Origin of the sequence: Nonomuraea phyllanthi (assembly GCF_006334985.2) — a bacterium.
Taxonomy (GTDB): Bacteria; Actinomycetota; Actinomycetes; order Streptosporangiales; family Streptosporangiaceae; genus Nonomuraea; species Nonomuraea phyllanthi.
In genome coordinates, this window is the sequence record NZ_VDLX02000003.1 from 40,715 (window position 1) to 59,459 (window position 18,745).

General features: G+C 72.1%; 14 protein-coding genes. 1 reads left to right on the top strand and 13 read right to left on the bottom strand.

Annotated elements, in window-relative coordinates; all coding sequences use genetic code 11:
* Window positions 1-7: 7 nt before the first annotated feature.
* Entirely contained in the window at window positions 8-658 is a 651-nt protein-coding gene (locus FH608_RS09160; RefSeq protein WP_139629996.1) for a M15 family metallopeptidase, read from the top strand.
* A gap of 31 nt (window positions 659-689) precedes the next feature.
* On the opposite strand, the gene FH608_RS09165 is transcribed toward FH608_RS09160, so the two are convergent.
* The 13 genes from FH608_RS09165 to FH608_RS09225 form a co-directional block, all read right to left on the bottom strand.
* Window positions 690-1,430 carry a sulfite exporter TauE/SafE family protein gene (locus FH608_RS09165; protein ID WP_139629997.1) on the bottom strand — a complete coding sequence of 247 codons (741 nt, stop codon included), beginning with the start codon at window positions 1,428-1,430 and terminating at the stop codon, window positions 690-692.
* Complete coding sequence (locus FH608_RS09170) at window positions 1,427-3,184, bottom strand: gamma-glutamyltransferase family protein (protein WP_139630402.1); 1,758 nt, start codon at window positions 3,182-3,184, stop codon at window positions 1,427-1,429. Before FH608_RS09170 ends, FH608_RS09165 begins: the two co-directional genes overlap by 4 nt.
* Before the next feature lie 54 nt (window positions 3,185-3,238).
* On the bottom strand, window positions 3,239-4,204 hold the full coding sequence (locus FH608_RS09175) for an ABC transporter ATP-binding protein (RefSeq protein WP_139629998.1): 966 nt from the start codon (window positions 4,202-4,204) through the stop codon (window positions 3,239-3,241).
* Window positions 4,201-5,214 carry an ABC transporter ATP-binding protein gene (locus FH608_RS09180; protein ID WP_139629999.1) on the bottom strand — a complete coding sequence of 338 codons (1,014 nt, stop codon included), beginning with the start codon at window positions 5,212-5,214 and terminating at the stop codon, window positions 4,201-4,203. Before FH608_RS09180 ends, FH608_RS09175 begins: the two co-directional genes overlap by 4 nt.
* Complete coding sequence (locus tag FH608_RS09185; RefSeq protein WP_139630000.1) at window positions 5,211-6,038, bottom strand: ABC transporter permease; 828 nt, start codon at window positions 6,036-6,038, stop codon at window positions 5,211-5,213. The genes FH608_RS09180 and FH608_RS09185 overlap by 4 nt, the downstream gene beginning before the upstream one ends.
* Window positions 6,031-6,990: an ABC transporter permease gene (locus FH608_RS09190; protein WP_139630001.1), complete on the bottom strand. Its 960-nt coding sequence runs from the start codon at window positions 6,988-6,990 to the stop codon at window positions 6,031-6,033. Before FH608_RS09190 ends, FH608_RS09185 begins: the two co-directional genes overlap by 8 nt.
* On the bottom strand, window positions 6,990-8,606 hold the full coding sequence (locus FH608_RS09195) for an ABC transporter substrate-binding protein (protein WP_139630002.1): 1,617 nt from the start codon (window positions 8,604-8,606) through the stop codon (window positions 6,990-6,992). The genes FH608_RS09190 and FH608_RS09195 overlap by 1 nt, the downstream gene beginning before the upstream one ends.
* Before the next feature lie 90 nt (window positions 8,607-8,696).
* Complete coding sequence (locus FH608_RS09200; RefSeq protein ID WP_139630003.1) at window positions 8,697-9,371, bottom strand: GntR family transcriptional regulator; 675 nt, start codon at window positions 9,369-9,371, stop codon at window positions 8,697-8,699.
* Window positions 9,372-9,378: 7 nt separating this feature from the next.
* Window positions 9,379-11,118: a hypothetical protein gene (locus FH608_RS09205; RefSeq protein WP_139630004.1), complete on the bottom strand. Its 1,740-nt coding sequence runs from the start codon at window positions 11,116-11,118 to the stop codon at window positions 9,379-9,381.
* Window positions 11,109-11,858 carry an ABC transporter ATP-binding protein gene (locus FH608_RS09210; protein WP_139630005.1) on the bottom strand — a complete coding sequence of 250 codons (750 nt, stop codon included), beginning with the start codon at window positions 11,856-11,858 and terminating at the stop codon, window positions 11,109-11,111. The genes FH608_RS09205 and FH608_RS09210 overlap by 10 nt, the downstream gene beginning before the upstream one ends.
* Window positions 11,855-12,460 (bottom strand): TetR/AcrR family transcriptional regulator, encoded by a 606-nt coding sequence (locus FH608_RS09215; RefSeq protein WP_193318321.1) that lies wholly within the window; start codon window positions 12,458-12,460, stop codon window positions 11,855-11,857. Before FH608_RS09215 ends, FH608_RS09210 begins: the two co-directional genes overlap by 4 nt.
* A 136-nt stretch (window positions 12,461-12,596) precedes the next feature.
* Window positions 12,597-13,241, bottom strand: a complete 645-nt coding sequence (locus tag FH608_RS09220) for a DUF6461 domain-containing protein (RefSeq protein ID WP_139630007.1) — start codon at window positions 13,239-13,241, stop codon at window positions 12,597-12,599.
* Window positions 13,242-13,487: 246 nt separating this feature from the next.
* Entirely contained in the window at window positions 13,488-18,650 is a 5,163-nt protein-coding gene (locus FH608_RS09225) for an ATP-dependent helicase (protein ID WP_139630403.1), read from the bottom strand.
* Window positions 18,651-18,745: the final 95 nt, after the last annotated feature.

The window sequence follows — 18,745 nt, forward strand, 5'->3', positions numbered from 1 at the left end:
TCTGCCCATGTGGCAGTCCCCCCAAGATGTCGTGCTCATCTCCGACCCCCGGGTGACCGGGATCCTCGTCCAGGAGTGCGGCGAGCCGCTGGCCGACGTACGCGGGCGGCTCCGCGTGGACGATCGCCTGGCCGACGACGAGGGCGCGTACGCGCACCTGCGCTCGGGCCTGCTCGACCGGCTGGAGCGGGCCGAGCGGCTGCTGCCCGACGGCTTCCACCTGCTGGTGGTCGAGGGCTACCGCCCGATCGCCACCCAGCGGCGGATCTTCGACGGGTACCGGGCGGAGCTCCAGGCCGCCTTCCCCGAAATTTCGCCTGACGAGGCTTATATCGCGGCGAGTCGGTACGTGTCCCCTGTCGAGGTCGCCCCCCACACCGCCGGGGCCGCCGTGGACCTGACCCTGTGCGACCCCGACGGCGTCGAATATGACATGGGCACCCAGGTCAACGACAACCCCGAGCAGAGCGGCGGCGCCTGCTACACGAACGCTCCCAACGTCTCCGCCGACGCCCGTGCGAACCGCAAGCTGCTCGCCGCCGCCCTGGAGCCGTCCGGCCTGGTCAACTACCCGACCGAGTGGTGGCACTGGTCGTACGGCGACCGCTACTGGGCCATGACCACGGGATCCCCCCACGCGATCTACGGCCCGGTCTGAACCGCCACCGCTCCGACCAGCACCGCGCCGCCTAGCGCAGGGCCAGCGCCAGCGCCACGCCCAGCCCGAACGCGACGACGACCCCGCGCAGGACCTTGGCCGACATCAGCCGCGCCAGCCGCGTCCCGAGGAACCCGCCCGCCAGGCTGGCCGGCGCGATGGCCGCCACCGCCTGCCACTGCACGTCCCCGAACAGCGAGAACGCCACCACCGACACCGTGCTGATCACCAGCGCGAGCGTGGCCCGCACGGCGTTGACGCGGTGGAGGTTGTCGTGCAGGAACATGCCGAGCACGGTCAGCAGCAGCACGCCCATGCCGCCGTTGAAGTAGGCGCCGTAGCAGCCGCCGACGAAGACGCCCGCGTACACCAGCCTGCTGGGCGGCCCGCCGGCCTCGCCGCCGAAGTGCTTGCGCAGCCACGGCTGGGCCAGCAGCGCCAGGCTGGCGAAGCCCACCAGCCACGGCACCAGCGACTCGAACAGCCGGCCGGGCGTGACGAGCAGCAGCGCGCTGCCCGCGCCGGCGCCGGCCACCGCGGTGATCGACAGCACGGTCGCCCGGCGCCGCTGGCCGCGCAGCTCGGCCCGGTAACCCAGCACTCCCCCGAGATAGCCCGGCCACAACGCCACCGCGTTGGTCACGGACGCGGACAGGCCGGGGTAGCCGAGCGCGAGCAGCGCCGGGAACGAGATGAGCGTCCCGCCGCCGGCCAGCGCGTTCACCACCCCGGCCAGGAGTCCGGCCCCGGCCAGGAACAACAGATCGGTCATCGGCCGACGGCGTAGCCCTGGGCGCCGCGCGGGTTGGCGGCGGCCTTGAGGAACGCGCCGTCACGGGCGACCGCGCTCAGCCTGCCCAGCGACCACGGATCCTGCGTCTCGACCTCGTGCCCGCGCCGCCGCAGCTCGGCCAGCACACCCGCGTCGATGCGGTCCTCGGCGTGCAGCACGCCGGGGCGGGAGCCGCGCGGGAAGAACGAGCTGGGGAAGTGCTCGGAGTGGAACATGGGCGCGTCGATGGCCTCCTGGAGGTTCAGGCGGCCGTGGACGACGGCGAGGAAGAAGTTCAGGCTCCACTGGTCCTGCTGGTCGCCGCCGGGGGTGCCGAACGCCAGCCACGGCTGTCCGTCCCTGAGCGCGAACGACGGCGACAGCGTGGTGCGCGGGCGCGTGCCGGGCCGCAGCGAGGCGGCGAGCCCCTCCTGCAGCCAGAACATCTGCGCCCTGGTGCCCAGGCAGAAGCCCAGCTCGGGGATGGTGGGGGAGCTCTGCAGCCAGCCGCCGCTGGGGGTGGCGGAGACCATGTTGCCGTGCCGGTCGACGACGTCCAGGTGGCAGGTGTCGCCCTTGACCCGGCCGTCGCGGGCCACGGTCGGCTCGCCGACGCCCTGCGGGGCGCGGCGCGCGCCGGAGATGCCGGGGGCGTCGCTCGTGGTGCCCGGCTCGGGGAAGTCGGGCAGCCTCGGCGGACGGCCGCCGGGCGCGCCGGGCCGCAGCTCCAGGCTCGCCTCGGGGCCGACGAGCGTGCGCCGCTCGGCGTTGTAGCCCTCGCCGAGCAGGTCGGAGATCGGTACGTCGGTGTCGCCGTACCAGGCCTCGCGGTCGGCGAAGGCCAGCTTGGCGGCCTCCGTCACCGTGTGCACGTAGTCGGCGCTGAGATAGCCCATGGCGTCGAGGTCGAAGCCGCGCAGCAGGGCGAGCTGCTGGAGGAACACCGGTCCCTGGCCCCACGGCCCGGTCTTGTAGACGGTGTGCCCGTGGTAGTCGAGGGCGAGCGGCTCCTCGACGGAGGCGGACCAGCGAGCGAGGTCGTCGCCGGTGAGCAGCCCGCCGTGCGCCTCGCCGGAGCTGTCGCGCCAGGCCGTCCTGGCGCAGAACTCGGCGATCGCCTCGGCGACGAAGCCCTCGTACCAGGCCTTCCTGGCGGCGGCGAGCTGGCCCTCACGGGTGCTCGACGCGGCCTCGGCCTCGGCGACGACGCGCCGGTAGGTGGCGGCCAGCACGGGGTTGGCGAACTTCGACCCGGCATCGGGAACGTTCCCGCCGGGCAGCCAGGTCGCCGCCGACGTCGGCCAGTCCTCGGTGAACAGCTCCCGGACCGCCTCGATCGTGGCCGAGACCCGCTCCAGCACCGGCACCCCGTGCTCGGCGTAGTGGATCGCGGGGGCCAGCACGTCGGCCAGCGACCAGGTGCCCCAGCGCTCCAGCATGAGCATCCAGCCGCCGAACGCCCCCGGCACGGTGGCCGCCAGCAGCCCCGTGCCGGGCACGATGTCCAGGCCCAGCTCGGTGAAACGCTCGATGGTGGCCGCGGCGGGCGCCACGCCCTGCCCGCACACGGTCGACACCTTCTGGTCGGCCTCGCTCCAGAGCAGGATCGGCACCTCGCCGCCGGGGCCGTTCAGGTGCGGCTCGGCGACCTGGAGCACGAACCCGGCGGCCACCGCCGCGTCGAAGGCGTTGCCGCCGCGTTCCAGAACGCCCATGCCGGTGGCCGAGGCCAGCCAGTGGGTGCTCGCGACCATGCCGAAGTCGCCCTTCAGCTCAGGCCTGGTGGTGAACAAACTCTCTCCTTCAGTTCATTGTGCGGCCGCGTCTGGGGTGCGGTCCGCCGTTACCAGGTGGCACGCGGCCGGATGGTCGCCGCCACGTGGATCACGCAAGGGGGGCTCGTCGGTACGGCAGGCGTCGTACGCCAGCGGGCACCGCGTGTGGAAGCGGCACCCGGCGGGCGGGTCGACCGGGCTGGGGACGTCGCCGCCCAGCACGATCCTGCGCCGTTCCCGCTGCCTGACCGGATCGGCCACCGGCGCCGCCGACAGCAGGGCCTGCGTGTACGGGTGGCGCGGCGCGGCGAAGATCTCGGCCGTCGGGCCGGACTCGACGATCCTGCCGAGGTACATGACCGCGATACGGTCGGCCAGGAACTCCACCACCGACAGGTCATGGGTGATGAACAGGCACGAGAACCCCATGTCGCGCTGCAGATCGGTGATCAGGTTGAGCACCGACGCCTGCACGGACACGTCCAGCGCCGACACCGGCTCGTCGGCCACGACGAGCTTGGGCTCGACGATCAGCGCCCTGGCCAGCCCCACCCGCTGCCGCTGCCCGCCGGACAGCTCGTGCGGGTGGCGGGAGCGCATCTCCTGCCGCAGCCCGACCTTCTCCAGCATGGCCGAGACCCGCTCCTGGACCTCGCGCCGCCCGGCCACCTTGTGCCGCAGCAGCGGCTCGGCGACGATCTGCCCGATCGTGAAGCGCGGGTTGAGCGAGGAGTAGGGGTCCTGGAAGACCATGTGGACGTCCCGGCGCAGCGGGCGCATGGCCCGGCGCGACAGGTGGGTGATGTCGCGGCCGCCCAGCTCGATCGTGCCGGAGGTGGGCTCGGTCAGGCGCAGCACGCACTTGCCGACCGTGGACTTGCCGCTGCCGGACTCGCCGACCAGGCCGAGCACCTCGCCCTGGCCGATCTCCAGCGACAGGCCGTCCACGGCGCGTACCTGGCCGTAGTGTTTGACCAGGTTGTCGATGCGCAGGATCACCGGTTGCCTCCCCGCGGGGGGTCTTCTCCGTCGTTCGGGGTGTGCGGGGCGTCCCCGCTGGGGTGGAAGCAGGCCGCCAGATGGCCGGCGGCGTGCCGTTCGAGCGGCGGCCTGGCCGCGCGGCAGTCGTCCTGGGCGCGCGGGCAGCGAGCCTGGAACGAGCACTCGTCGGGGTCGGTCAGCGGCGAGGGCACCATGCCGGGGATCTCGGCCAGCCGCCCGTCCACGGCCGCGGACGGCAGCGCGTTCATCAGGCCCAGCGTGTACGGGTGGCGCGGGTGCGCGAACAGCTCGGTCACCGGTGCCTGCTCGACGGCGCGACCGGCGTACATGACGACGGCCCTGTCGGCGATGTCGGCCACGACGCCCAGGTCGTGCGTGATGAGGATGACCGCGGTGCCGAGCCGGTCGCGCAGGTCGCGGAAGACGTCCAGCACGCCGGCCTGGATCGTCACGTCGAGCGCCGTGGTCGGCTCGTCGGCGATCAGCACGCGCGGCGAGCAGGCCACCGCGATCGCGATCATCACGCGCTGGCGCATGCCGCCCGACAGCTGGTGCGGGTACTCCTTCATGCGCCGCCGCGGCGCCGGGATGCCGACCAGCTCCAGCAGCTCGACGGCCCGGCCGTTGGCCGCCTGGCGCGAGAGGCGCTCGTGCCTGCGCAGCACCTCGGTGATCTGGTAACCGACGGTGAACGACGGGTTCAGCGAGGTCATCGGCTCCTGGAAGACGACCGAGACGTCCTTGCCGCGTACCTGACGCATCTCCCGCTCGGGCAGCGTGGTGAGCTCGCGCCCGTCCAGCTTGACCGAGCCGGACAGCCGGGTCGTCCCGGGCGGCAGCAGCCGGGGCACCGACATCGCGGTGACCGACTTGCCGCAGCCCGACTCCCCGCACAGCGCCAGGATCTCGCCCTCGCCGAGCGTGAGCGAGATGCCCCTGACCGCCTGCACGTGGCCGTCCTCGGTGTCGAAGCCGACGGTGAGGTCGGTGATCTCCAGCAGGCTCATCGGCTGCTCCTCGGGTCCAGAACGTCACGCAGCCCGTCGCCGAGCAGGTTGAAACCGAGCGTGGCCAGCGCGATCATCAGTCCCGGCCAGACGGCCAGCCACGGGGCGTCGCTCAGATACTGCTGCGCGGTCGTCAGCATCACGCCCCACGAGGGCGTGGGCGGCTGCACGCCGAGCCCGAGGAACGACAGCGTGGACTCGCCGATGATGGCCGCCGGGATCGCCACCGTGGCCTGCACGATGAGCGGGCTGGCGCAGTTCGGGAGCACGTACCGGAAGATGAGGTGCCCGTCGCCCGCGCCGTCGGCGACGGCGGCGTCCACGTAGTCCATCTCCCTGACGGCCAGCACCTCGCCACGGGTGATCCTCACGACGGCCGGCAGCTGGGCGAAGCCGAGCGCCAGCACCACGCCCTTCAGCGAGGGGCCGATGATCGCCGCCAGGCCCACCGCGAACACCAGGAACGGGAACGCCAGCGTCACGTCCACCAGCCGCATCACCACGGGGTCGAGCCAGCGCCGGTAGAAGCCGGCGACCAGGCCGATCGGGATGCCGACGACCATCGCCAGCAGCGTGGACAGCACCCCGGCCTGCAGGGAGACCTGCGCGCCGTGGGCGATCCTGGCGAACGCGTCGCGGCCCAGGTCGTCGGTGCCCATCAGGTGGGCGGGCGACGGGGGCGCGAGCGTGGCCAGGTAGTCCTGCTGGGTCGGGTCGGCGGTGACCAGCGGCCCGACCAGCGCCAGCAGCAGGAACGCGACGACCAGCACCAGCCCGGTCATCGGCATGGGCCGCTTCCTGAAGCGGCGCCAGAGCTTAGTCACGGGTGCCTCCCGACAGCCTGATGCGCGGGTTGAGGAAGGCGTAGGCGATGTCGACCAGCAGGTTGACCAGCACGTAGCCGATGACCGTGATGAGGACGACGGCCTGGATGACGGGGTAGTTCCTGGTCAGCACCGCGTCCACGGTCAGCTTGCCGAACCCCGGGATCACGAAGATCTGCTCGGTCACCACGGCGCCGCTGATCAGCGCGCCCAGCTGGAGGCCGAGCACGGTGACGACCGTCGTCAGGCTGTTGCGCAGCGCGTGCGCGCCCACCACCTTGGTCTCGGACAGGCCCTTCGACCTGGCGGTCCTGACGTAGTCGGCCGACAGCGCGCCGAGCATGGCCGAGCGGGTCTGCCGCATGAGGATGGCGGCGAAGCCGGTGCCGAGCACGATGGCGGGCAGGATCATGCGCTGGAGGTTCTGCGCCGGGTCCTCGGTGAAGGGGACGTACCCGGAGGCGGGCAGGATCCGCCAGGTGACCGCGAACAGCAGGATGCCGAGCAGGCCCAGCCAGAAGTGCGGCACCGACAGCCCGGCCAGGCCGAACCCGGTGGCCACGTAGTCGGCGAGCCGGCCGCGCCGGACGGCCGCCGCGATGCCGGCGCCGACGCCGACGATCACGGCGACCAGCATGGCCAGCGCCGACAGCTCCAGCGTCACCGGCAGCCGCTCGGCGATGATGTCGATCACCGGGAGCTGGTCCTGCGTCGAGCGGCCGAAGTTGCCGGACAGGGTCTGGCCGACGTAGTCGAGGTACTGGGCGGGCAGCGGCTTGTCCAGGCCGAACTCGTGCCGGATGGCCTCGACCACGGCGGGCGAGGCCTCCTGGCCCGCCATGACCGTGGCCGGGTCGCCGGGCAGCGCCCTGATCCCGAGGAAGATCAGGACGCTGGCCAGGAACAACACGATCACCGCTGACCCGCAGCGCCGAAGGATGAACCAGAGCATTACGCGGCGAATCCGGCGGTGACGAAGCGCGGAAGGCCGTCGGCGAAGTACTGGACCCCGGCGACGTTCTTGCTCATGCCCAGGTAGTACTTGTTGTGGTAGAGGTACAGGATGCCGCGCAGCTCGGCGATCTTCTTCATGGCGGCGGCGTAGAGCTCGGCCCGCTTGGCCTGGTCCGACTCGGCGGCGGCCTGCTTGATCGGGTCGTCGATGCCGGGGTCGGACATGCCGCTGTAGTTGTTGCTGCCGCGCGAGGTGACGAGGTTCGTGAGGTTGCCGTCGAGGTCCACGCGGCCGGACCAGCCGACCAGCATGGCGTCGAACGTGCCGGCCTTGCCCTCCTCCAGGAGGCTGACGAACTCGGCGGTGTGCACCTTCACCTCGAAACCGGCCTCCTTGGTCATCTGCTGGATGACCTGGGCGAGGCGGATGTTCACGGCGTCGTTGGGGGTGTTGAGCGTGACCTTGATCGGCGTCGGCACGCCGGAGGCCTGCACGAGCTGCTTGGCCTTGGCCACGTCGCGCTGCGGGCACTGCAGGCCGTCGGCGCGGAACGGGCTGTCCAGCGGCACCCCGAAGCAGTCCACCTCGTACAGGCCGTTGTAGACCGTCTTGTTGATCGCGTCGCGGTCGAGCGCCAGCTCGAACGCCTCGCGCAGCTGCGGGCTCTTGCCCAGCGCCGTGTCCACCGGGCCGGACTTCTCGGTGGCGCCGTCGGCGTTGCCGATGTTGATCGTGACACCGTAGTAGCCGAGGCCGCCGCCGGACACGACCTTGAGGTTCGGGTCGCTCTGCACGCCCTTGACGGTGTTGGTGGCGAGGTTGTCGCCCACCTGCACGTCGCCGGACTTCAGGTTCGCGGCCCGTACGTTCGGGTCCACGATGATTTTGTATACGAGCTTGTCGAGCTTGACCTTGGCCGCGTCGTAGTAGTCCGGGGCCTTCTCCAGCACGATCTCGCTGCCGGACGTGCGGCTGGCGAACTTGAACGGCCCGACGCAGACCGGGCCGGCGCCGAAGTTGTCGTTCGCGGCGTCCAGCGCCTTCGGCGACATGATCATCCCGGCGCGGTCGGCGAGCTGCGCGGTCAGCGGCGTGAACGCCCGCTTCAGCGTGAGCTGGATGGTCGTGGGGTCGACGACCGTGACCTTGGAGACCGCCTCCAGGTCGGCCTGGCGCGCGGACTTCTCCCACGTGCGGTGCCGGTCCAGCGACTTCTTGACCGCCTCGGCGTCGAAGGCCGTGCCGTCGTTGAACTTCACGCCCTCCCGCAGCTTGATCGTCACCTCCTTGCCGTCGTCGGAGAGCTCGGGCAATGCGCCGGCCAGCTGCGGGACGATGGTGGACTTCGCGTCGATGTCGTAGAGCTTCTCGCACATGTTCGCGAACACCTCACGGCCGACCAGAGTGGTCGAGGTGCTCGGGTCGAGCGCGTCAGGATCGGCGTTGAGCGCCACGGTGAGCGTGCCGCCGCTCTTGACGGGCCGGTTGTCGGCAGAGGCGCCGGCTACGGAAGGCGGGGCGGCTGGCGTGCCGCTCGATCCGCCTCCACCGCAAGCCGTCAGGGCGAGGGGCAGAACGGCGAGCGCCGCTACGAGCCTGGGGGACGGTCTCATGTGGCCTCCGTTGGAACGTTTAGGAGACTGTATACAAGACCTGACATGTCACCGGTGTTTCGTAGCGCAATGTTGTTATCTGAGCGTTTTCTAATCGTTCGGGGCTTTTGCCCTGCGTACCGCCGTGAGGAAGGACCGCCGGGCGGCGGCCACGTGCGCGACGGCTCTGGCCTGGGCCTCGTCCTCGTCGCCCGCCGCGATCGCCTCGCACAGGCTCACGTGCTCCGACCAGGAGTGCGGCCCGCGTGCGGCGGCGGTCCGGCTGAAGACCCACTGGGCGCGCAGCAGCATGGGCTTCATCATCAGGCTCAGGTACGAGTTGCCCGCGGCCTCCACCACGGCCAGGTGGAAGGCGGTGTTGAGGTCGGCCACCTCCTCAAGACGCCCCTCGTCCACCGCCTGCCTGGCGTGATCGAGGACCTGGCGCAGCCGCGCGGCCGACGCTGCGGTGCGCTTGCGCGCCGCCAGCCGGGCCGCCAGGCCCTCGACCGCCATGCGCACGTCGAAGAGCTCCTCGCCCTCCTCGGCCGACAGCCGCGAGACCGTGGCGCCCAGCCTGGGCACGACCTCGACGAAGCCCTCGGTGGCCAGCACGCGGATGGACTCGCGAACGGGGTTGCGCGAGACGCCGAGCGAGGCGGCCAGCCGGTCCTCCACCAGCCGCTCGCCCGGGGGCAGCTCGCCGGACAGGATGCGGCGCCGCAGCTCGTTGGTGACTTCGTCGCGTAAGGTCCGGTGAGTCGCGCCCAGCGTCAAATCGCTCATAAGGCGACTAATCGTATACAGGTGGCCGCTTCTTGGCGCGGTAGGGGATCCACAGTCCCACGCCGTACATGGTCAGGCCGATGAGGATCATGAGCGCGGCCGTCGGCCAGCGCAGCCCGGGCGGCATGTACGTGGCCAGGAACCACGACATCCGCAGCCGGTCGTTCGCCAGGAAGGCGGCGGCCACGATGCCCTGCGGGATCAGCGGGATCGCGCCGAACGACCAGCAGATCATCACGATCGTCCGCTGCGCCTTCGGCAGGTCGGGCAGCTTGAACGCCATGCCGCCGCGCTGCGGCCGGCGCCCGGTGCGCATCATGTGCAGGAGCTCGGGGCCCTGCGCCGCCAGCCGCCGCTCCGCCAGCAGGCCGAACCCCCAGTAGCACAGCGCGCCCGTCGCCGCTCCCGCCACGACGCCCCACCAGCCGTACAGCAGGGCCGCGACGAGGGCGGGCGCGCCCGACAGCGCCACGAGCGCCATCATCAGGTACGCCAGGCCCGTCAGGGCTCCGTCGTCCTCGCTGGTGCGCAACGGGTTGCCGCCGCGCCGCTGCGGATCCGTGCCCGGAACCAGCGCGTACACCGAGATGAGCGGCACCAGCCCGGCCGCGCCTCCCAGCAGCGCCGTCACGCTCGCTAAGATCAGCGCCCACGGACCGTCCGTGACCAGCGTGAACGCGACGGCGAGCAGCACCGCCACCGGGCCCACCGTCACCAGCCAGGCGCGCTGCCTGCCGCGCACGTCCGATGCGCCGGGCGTCATCAGCGTCAGCCAGAGCGCGGTGCCGTCGGTGCCGTACGAGTTGGAGGTCATCGCGGCGGCCATGACGATGAAGATCGGCGCGGCCCACGGCAGCATGCCCGTCCAGCCGAGCGCGAGCGGCGCGGCGGCGAAGAACACCCCGTAGGCCAGCGCGAACGTGAGCTGATGGGTGCGCACCAGGTCGCGCGACCACGTACGCAGCTCCTTGGCCACCACCGCCTCCCGCGCCGTCGCGGCCCGCATCGGGCGGCGGCCGCGCGTCGAGGGCCGGTTCGCGCCCGTCCGCCGGGTCAGCAGCGCCGCCCACGCCGCGAGCAGCAGGACGATCAGGACCGCCATCGCGAGCAGCGCCAGATAGTCGCCCTGGACGGCGAGCAGCCCCCACCCCGACGGCAGATAGCGGACGAAAGACGGAATCTGCCCGCCCTGCCCGAACGCCACCGCGAACACCCACGCCTGGCCCAGGAACGCCAGCACCGCGCCGTTGATCACCCCCGCGCCGATCGCCCCCACCCGGGAGCGCAGCGCGATGCCCAGCACCGCCACCGCGACCTTCGACAGCAGCACGAAAACCGCCAGCTGCAGCACCATCGCGGGCACCGCCACCAGCACGTTCCCCGGCGTGGCCGCGAAGAGGAGCCCCGCCAGCGCGATCAGGCTGATCACCGGCGCCACGCCCACGAACGCCGACACCAGCAGCCCTGACGCCAGCCTCGGCGCGGGCAGCCCCAGCGGCGCGAAGAACTCCGGGCGCAGCGTCTCGTCGCCGCCGCCGGAGAAGACCGGGCCGATGATCCAGCCGAGCATCCACACCGCGTAGGCGGCGGCGAGCCAGTCGCCCCCGAGGAAGGCCAGATAGATCGTGCCGGCCGCGAGCAGCAGCCCGAGCACGCCGCCCGAGGCCATCATGCCCCCGCGCTGCCCCTTGGTGGAGTGGCGCAGGATCGCGATCTTCATCCTGACCAGGGTCATCGCTACAGCCATGACAGCCCCTTGGCGTCGCCGGAGTCCGCACCCACCAGCTCCACGAACCTGTCCTCCAGCGTGGCCGCCCCGCGTACCTCGTCGATCGGGCCCGCCGCCGCCACCCGGCCCCTGTCGATCACGCCCACGTGGTCGCAGAGCTGCTCGACCAGCGCCATCACGTGGCTCGACAGCACGATCGAGCCGCCGCCCGCCACGAACCCGCGCAGGATCGTCTTGATCGTCGCCGCCGACACCGGATCCACCGCCTCGAACGGCTCGTCCAGCACCAGCAGCCGCGGCCCGTGCAGCAGCGCCGTCGCCAGCCCGATCTTCTTGCGCATGCCCGTCGAGTACTCGATCACGAGCGTCTTCTCCGCGTCGTCCAGCTCCAGCACCGCGAGCAGCTCATCGGCCCGCTCCGCCACCACCTCCTTCGCGAGCCCCCTGAGCAGGCCCAGGTAGGTGAGCACCTCACGCCCGGTCAGCCGCTCCGGCATGGCCAGCCCGTCAGGCAGCACGCCCACCAGCTGCTTGGCCCGCGCCGGGGCCGCCCACACGTCGTCGCCGAAGATCCGCGCCGTGCCGCTGTCGGGCCGCAGCAGGCCGACCGCCATGGACAGCGTGGTCGTCTTGCCCGCGCCGTTCTGCCCGACCAGGCCGTAGAACGAGCCCTGCGGGACGACGAGGTCCACATGATCGACGGCGACCTTGTCGCCGAACGTCTTGGCCAGGCCGCTGATCTCCAAGGCCGCTGTCATGGCTGTCTCCTGGTGGCGAGGGTGAAGGTGGTGACGAGCTCCTGGGCGAGCAGATCGAGATCGAGGCCGGGCTCGTTGAGCATGCGCGCCGGCACGGCGTCCACGGCCCCCCGGATGGTGACCGCCATGGTCCGCTTGTCGAAGTCGCGGAACTCGCCGGACCTCTGGCCCCAGTCGAGCACCTTCTCCAGGTCGGTGATGGCGACCTCCGCCTGCTCCGCGTACGGCCCCGGGCCGCCCTCCTCGCCCGGCATGTGGGTGATGACCTCCACCAGGGCGAGCAGCGGCTTGCGGTGCAGGCGCATGAAGTCGAGGTTGCTCTCGAGATAGGCGCGCAGGGCCAGCGTGGCGGTGGGCTGGGCGAGGATGCGGGGCACCATCATGTCGGTGGCCAGCCTGGCGACCTCTGCCACGACCGCCTCGATGAGCTGGTTCTTGCCGCCGAAGTGGTACGAGATCGCGCCGGCGCTGATCTTCGCCTGCCTGGCGATCCTGGCCATTGTGGCGTGCGCGTACCCGTGGTCGGCGAGCACCTCGATGGCGCAGGCGATGATCTGGCTTCTTCGCGCCTCCTCGATGAAGGTGCGGGACTCTGACGGCACGTTCAGGACTTTAAACGCTATTCAGATTTTGGAAAGCCCCTTCAACTCGGACGAACTCCTTCCGCACCGCCGGCCCGGGGGAGCCGGCAGGGTCGTTCGGGTGGAGCGCACCCACAGAACATCGGTCTTCGTGACCCTATGGGCTGCTACTCCTGGTACCGGGAGCGACCGCGCACAGATAGACCGACGTCTCCAGAAGATGAGCCGTCAGCTTGACCCCGGTCAAATGCTCGGCCAGCGCGAAAGCGGTCCCGGCGCGAGCCGCCTCGCTTGCCGCCGTGCCGAACCGGTCGCCGTCACCCAGATCAAATCCCGCCCGACGCATGGCCATGACCGATCCATCCGGGTCGCTGCCGAATCGCATGGTGGGAAAAAGGGGTTCGAATCCGAGGCGGATCTCACCGTCTTCCAGCCAATAGAAGTAGCCGGTCGCGTTGGCGTTGTTGTTGGAATGCGACACCAACCGCGTGCCTTGCGACAGCGGTCTGATGAGGTCCTGATTTACCCCCATGGCGCCACCAGGTTCGACGACGAGACACCAGTCCGCCAAGGCGGCGGCGCCGAGGAAATAGCCGGGCCAGCCACCGTACGGTCCTGGACCGGAGTAGGCGGCGCTCTCCATGTCCCCGAAGGGCATCGGCTGGAAGTCCTCGGTCCGGGCATGGAGCCGGGTCACGACATCCTGCGGACGCAGACCCTGGATCAGGGTCAGGCAGTATGCCTCCCACAAGCCAGGGAAACGATCGTGGAACCAGGCATAGTCTGCCGCCGTCACAGTCACCACCGCATTCTGGCGGAATCCTTCCGAACCCAGGGCTGCGCAGTTGTGCTGGCCTTGTCAGCACCCGGTCAGGTCCGTATTCCTCTTGAGCGTTACTTCGTTCTGAAGAGAGGGGTTCTCACTTCACCCCTCATGTCATGAGCCGACCCGGGAACGACGATTAGCGCGCGGGCGGGCCGCGAATACCGGGTGATCCGTGCATGCCGCGTGTCGTGCGGACATGCGGACGGGCGTGCAAGCCGCGGGTCAGGCGCGCAGGCGCAGGCCTCTGGGGGTGGGGTGGAAGCCGGCCGCCTCCAGGGCCGCCGCCAGCGGTGAGTCGGTGATGGAGGCGCCGTCGGCCCGCTCCACGGTCAGCTTGCCGAGTGCGCCGTCCCGTACGGCCAGGGCGAGCGCGTCCACGGCGGGCTGCAACCTTTCGTCATCGGCGAACGACAGCAGCGTCTTGCCGCCCCGCTCCACGTAGAGCACCAGATGGCCCTCCACCAGCACGACCAGCGAGCCGGCCTTCCTGCCCGGCTTGTGGCCGAGGTCGCCTGGGTGCTGTGGCCAGGGCAGCGCCGCGCCGTACGGACTGGCCGGATCGGCGGCGGCCAGCACCACCGCGCGCTGCCCGCCACCCGCGAGCCCGCCACCCCCGGACCTGCCACCCCCGGACCCGCCACCACCGGCCGCGCCACGGAAGCCCCGGCCCCCGCCCGGCCCCGCACCCGTCATGCCGGCACGCGGGCCACCGCCCACGCCGCCTGCCCCCACACCTGCACCCGCAGCATCCCCGCCCACACCGCCTGGCCCCGCACCCGCAGCATCCGCGCTCACGTCGCTCGCGAACGCGCCACCCGAGAACGCTTCGCCCGAGAACGGGTCACCCGGGAGCGCGCCGCCGGGAGGCGTGTCGCCCGGACCGATGGGTGTCCAGGCGCCCCCGGCCGGTTGATCACCTGGACGGGTGGTCGGTGCGATGCCGGGTGCCATGGCGCGCATCCGGTCGACCGCCCCCGGCAGCGCGAACTGCGCGCCGCCCAGGCCCTCGACGAAGTAGCCCCGCCGGCACCGCCCGCTCTCCTCGTACGCCCGCAGAACCTGGTAAACCGGCGTGAACCCGCCGGGCAGCCGTTCGGAGGTCACCGCGCCCCTGGTCACCACCCCGTGCCGTTCGAGCAGCACCTCGGCCTGCGCGTGGGCGCGCTGCGTCGTGTCGGAGGCGGGCGCCGGCAGCAGCCACCACCGGCCGCCGACGGTGGGCGGCCCGCTCCTGCTCGGCAGCACGGCCCGCCGCCTGCGCGTGGTGGCGGGCCGGTGCGCGGGACGGCCGGTGCCGAGAGTGGCCCGCAGCGGGGCCAGCGTGTCGCCGGAGACGCGCCCCGCCCACACCAGGTCCCACAGCGCCGCGGCGAGCGTGGTGTCGTCGAGGGAGGAGAGCTGGTCGGAGATGCCGCGGAAGAACAGCGCGCCGCCCCCGCCCAGCAGCTCCAGCACCCGCTCGTGCAGAGGCGTCATCGTGATCTCCGCGGGGTCCGGCAGCAGCAGCGGCGCGGTGTCGGCGTAGTAGAGCGACACCCACCCGTCGCCGCCCGGCAGCGACCCCTGGCCCGCCCAGATCACCTCACCCGACGAGGTCAGCTCGTCGAGCAGTGCCGGGTGGTAGCCGGGCACCCGCGAGGGCAGCACCAGCGTCTCCAGCGCGGACGCGGGCACGGCGGCGCCCTGGAGTTGTTCGATGGAGCGGACCAGCGCGTCCATGGCCCTGGCCGCCCCGCCGGAAGAACCCGTGGAGCCGGGGCCCGCCACGCTCGACCCGGTGATGCCGTGCCAGGCGGGCAGGAACCGGGCGAGGGTCTCGGGGGCGACCGGCTCGACCTCCTTGCGCAGCCTCGCCAGCGACCTGCGGCGCAACATCCGCAGCACCCCGGCGTCGCACCACTCCTCACCCCGCCCGCCGGGCCGGAACTCCCCGCTGACGACCCGCCCCGACGCGGCCAGCCGCCGCAGCGCGTCCGTCACCACGGCCACGCCGAGCCCGAACCGGGCGGCCGCCGTGGCGGCGTGGAACGGCCCGCGCGTACGGGCGTGCCGTGCCACCAGGTCGGCCAGCGGATCGGCCACCGGCTCGAGGAACACGTGCGGCACCCCGACGGGTGGCGGCACGCCCAGCGCGTCACGCATGCGCGCGGTGTCCTCGATCGCGGCCCACTGCTCCTCGCCCGCGACGCGTACCCTGATCGCGCGGCGGGACCGTTCGAGCTGGTCGAGCCAGGACGGGTCGCCGCCGCGCACGCTCACGTCGGGCGCGAGCAGCGGCCCGTGCGAGCGCAGCAGGTCGGCGAGGTCCTCCAGGTCGCGCAGGGGACGGTCGAGCCTGGCCAGCTCGCGCTCGGCGTCGGAGATCACGTCGGGGTCGAGCAGCTCGCGCAGGTCGGCCTGGCCGAGCAGCTCGGCCAGCAGCGTGGTGTCGAGCGCCAGGGCCTGGGCGCGCCGCTCGGCCAGGGGCGCGTCGCCTTCGTACATGAACGCGCCGACGTAGTGGAACAGCAGCGAGGTCGCGAACGGCGAGGCCTGCGAGGTCTCCACCTCGACCAGCCGGACGCGGCGCGCGGCGATGTCGCGCATGAGCCGCACGAGCCCCGGCACGTCGAAGACGTCCTGCAGGCACTCGCGCATGGTCTCCAGCACGATCGGGAACGAGGCGTACTGCGAGGCCACCCCCAGCAGGTGGGCGGCGCGCTGGCGCTGCTGCCACAGGGGGCTGCGCCGGCCGGGCGTGCGGCGCGGCAGCAGCAGCGCCCGCCCCGCGCACTCCCTGAACCGGGAGGCGAACATGGCCGACCCGCCCAGCTCCTCGGTGACGATCTGCTCGATCTCCTCCGCGTCGAACGCCGCCACGTCGGTGGGCGGCTCGGCGAGCGTGTCGGGGATGCGCAGCACGATGCCGTCGTCGGAGTGGACGGCCTGGACGTCGATGCCGTAGCGCTCGCGCAGCCGCCGGTTGATCGCCAGCGCCCACGGGGCGTGCACGCGCGCGCCGTAGGGGGAGTGGATGACCACCCGCCAGTCACCGAGCTCGTCGTGGAACCGTTCGACCAGGAGGGTGCGGTCGTCGGGGACGTAGCCGGTGGCCTCGCGCTGCTCGTGGAGGTAGGCGAGGAGGTTCTCCGAGGCGTACTCGTCGAACCCGGCCGCGCGGATGCGCTCGGTCGAGCCCTGCTTGGCCTGCTCGCGGAGGAACTCCCCGATCGCCCTGCCCAGCTCGGCCGGCCGCCCCGGCGCGTCGCCGTGCCAGAACGGCAGCTTGCCCGGCTGGCCGGGCGCGGGCGAGACCAGCACCCGGTCGGCCGTGATGTCCTCGATCCGCCAGGACGTCGCCCCCAGCACGAACACATCGCCCACGCGCGACTCGTAGACCATCTCCTCGTCGAGCTCGCCCACCCTGGAGGCCTTCTCGCCCACCAGGAACACGCCGAACAGCCCGCGGTCGGGGATCGTGCCGCCGTTGGTGACCGCCAGCCGCTGCGCCCCCGGGCGGCCCTGGAGCACGCCGGTGACGCGGTCCCACACGACGCGCGGGCGCAGCTCGGCGAACTCCTCGCTCGGATAGCGCCCGGCCAGCATGTCGAGCGTGGCCTCCAGCGCGCTCCTGGGCAGCGTGGCGTAGGGGGCGGCCCGCTTGACGACCGCCTCCAGCTCGTCGACCGTCCACTCGTCCATCGCCGTCATGGCCACGATCTGCTGCGCCAGCACGTCGAGCGGATTACGCGGGTAGCGCAGCTCCTCGATCTCGCCGCTCTTCATCCGCTCGGCAACCACAGCCGTCTGTACGAGGTCGCCCCGGTATTTTGGGAAGATCACACCCTTGGACACCGCGCCGACCTGGTGCCCCGCCCGGCCGATGCGCTGCAGCCCGCTGGCCACGCTCGGCGGCGCCTCCACGCACGCGACCAGGTCGACCGCGCCCATGTCGATGCCCAGCTCAAGGCTGGAGGTGGCCACCACGGCAGGCAGCCGGCCGGACTTGAGCGCCTCCTCGATCTGCGCCCGCTCCTCCTTGGAGACCGAGCCGTGGTGCGCGCGGACGATCTCCGTCACGACGCCCTTGCTCGCCCCGGCCTGGGCCATCATGTCGGCGGGCATCCGCCTGACGGGCTCCCGCCCCGAGCCGTCCTCCAGGCCTCGCGTGCCCGGCATGCCGTGCGTCTCTCCAGGAGGGGGCGTCTCCCAGATCGACAGGTCGATGCTCTCGACGCCGCGCTCCCGCTCGTACGCCAGCTCGTTGAGCCGCGTGCACAGCCGCTCGGCCAGCCGCCGCGAGTTGGCGAAGACGATCGTCGAGCTGTGCGCCCCGATCAGGTCGAACAGCCGCTCCTCCACATGAGGCCAGATCGACCGGTTGGCCGGCTCCGGGGCGAAATCGCCCTCGCCGTCCGGCTGCGGGCGGCCGTCCATCTCGGTCATGTCCTCGACGGGGACGACGACCTCGACCTCGATGCGCTTCTCCGACGGCGGCTGCACGACGGTGGCCGGTCGCGTGCCGCCGAGGAACGCCGCGACCTCGCTCACCGGCCGCACGGTCGCCGACAGCCCGATCCGCTGCGCGGGCCGGTCGAGCAGCGCGTCGAGCCGCTCCAGGGTGAGCGCCAGATGGGCGCCGCGCTTGGTGGCCGCGACCGCGTGCACCTCGTCCACGATCACCGTCTCGACGCCGCGCAACGCCTCGCGCGCCTGGCTGGTGAGCAGCAGGAACAGCGACTCCGGCGTGGTGATGAGGATGTCGGACGGCCTGGTCGCGTATCGCCTGCGGTCCTCGGACGGGGTGTCGCCCGACCGGATCGCCACCGAGATCTCCGGCACCGGCAGCCCCAGCCTGCGCGCCGTCTGCCTGAGCCCCGCCAGCGGGGCGCGGAGGTTGCGCTCGACGTCCACGGCCAGCGCCTTCAGCGGCGACACGTAGAGCACCCGCGTGCCCTTACGCGGCTCGCCCTCCCCGCCTTCCTCGCCATTCCGGCCTGCCTTGCCCTGCCCGGTGGCCCTCGCCTGCGCGGTCGTTGCCTTCCCGGCGGTTTTCGCCTTGCCGGCCGCTCCCGCCTTGCCGGCGCGCCTGACCGCCTCCGGCTTCCCTGCCTTCCCGGTGCCGCTGACCGCCTCCGGCTTCCCTGCCGGGCCGGCACCCGTGACCGCCGCCGGATTCCCGGCCACGCCGGGTCCCCCGGGCTCCCCGATCTCCCCGGCCTTCTCGGACGCGAGCCGGTCGAGCGACCACAGGAACGCCGCCAGCGTCTTGCCGGACCCGGTGGGCGCGACGACCAGGGTGTTGTCGCCGCGCGAGATCGACTCCCACGCCCCCTCCTGGGCGGCCGTGGGCGCCAGGAAGGCGCCGGCGAACCATTCCCTGGTCACCTGGCTGAACTGGTCCATCGAGCTCACCAGCCCATAGTGCCTCGCGCCACCGACAGAAATCGCATTCGGGCCGCGGCGGGCGGTTGAGCCAGGGCCCCTGCGGACATACAGCG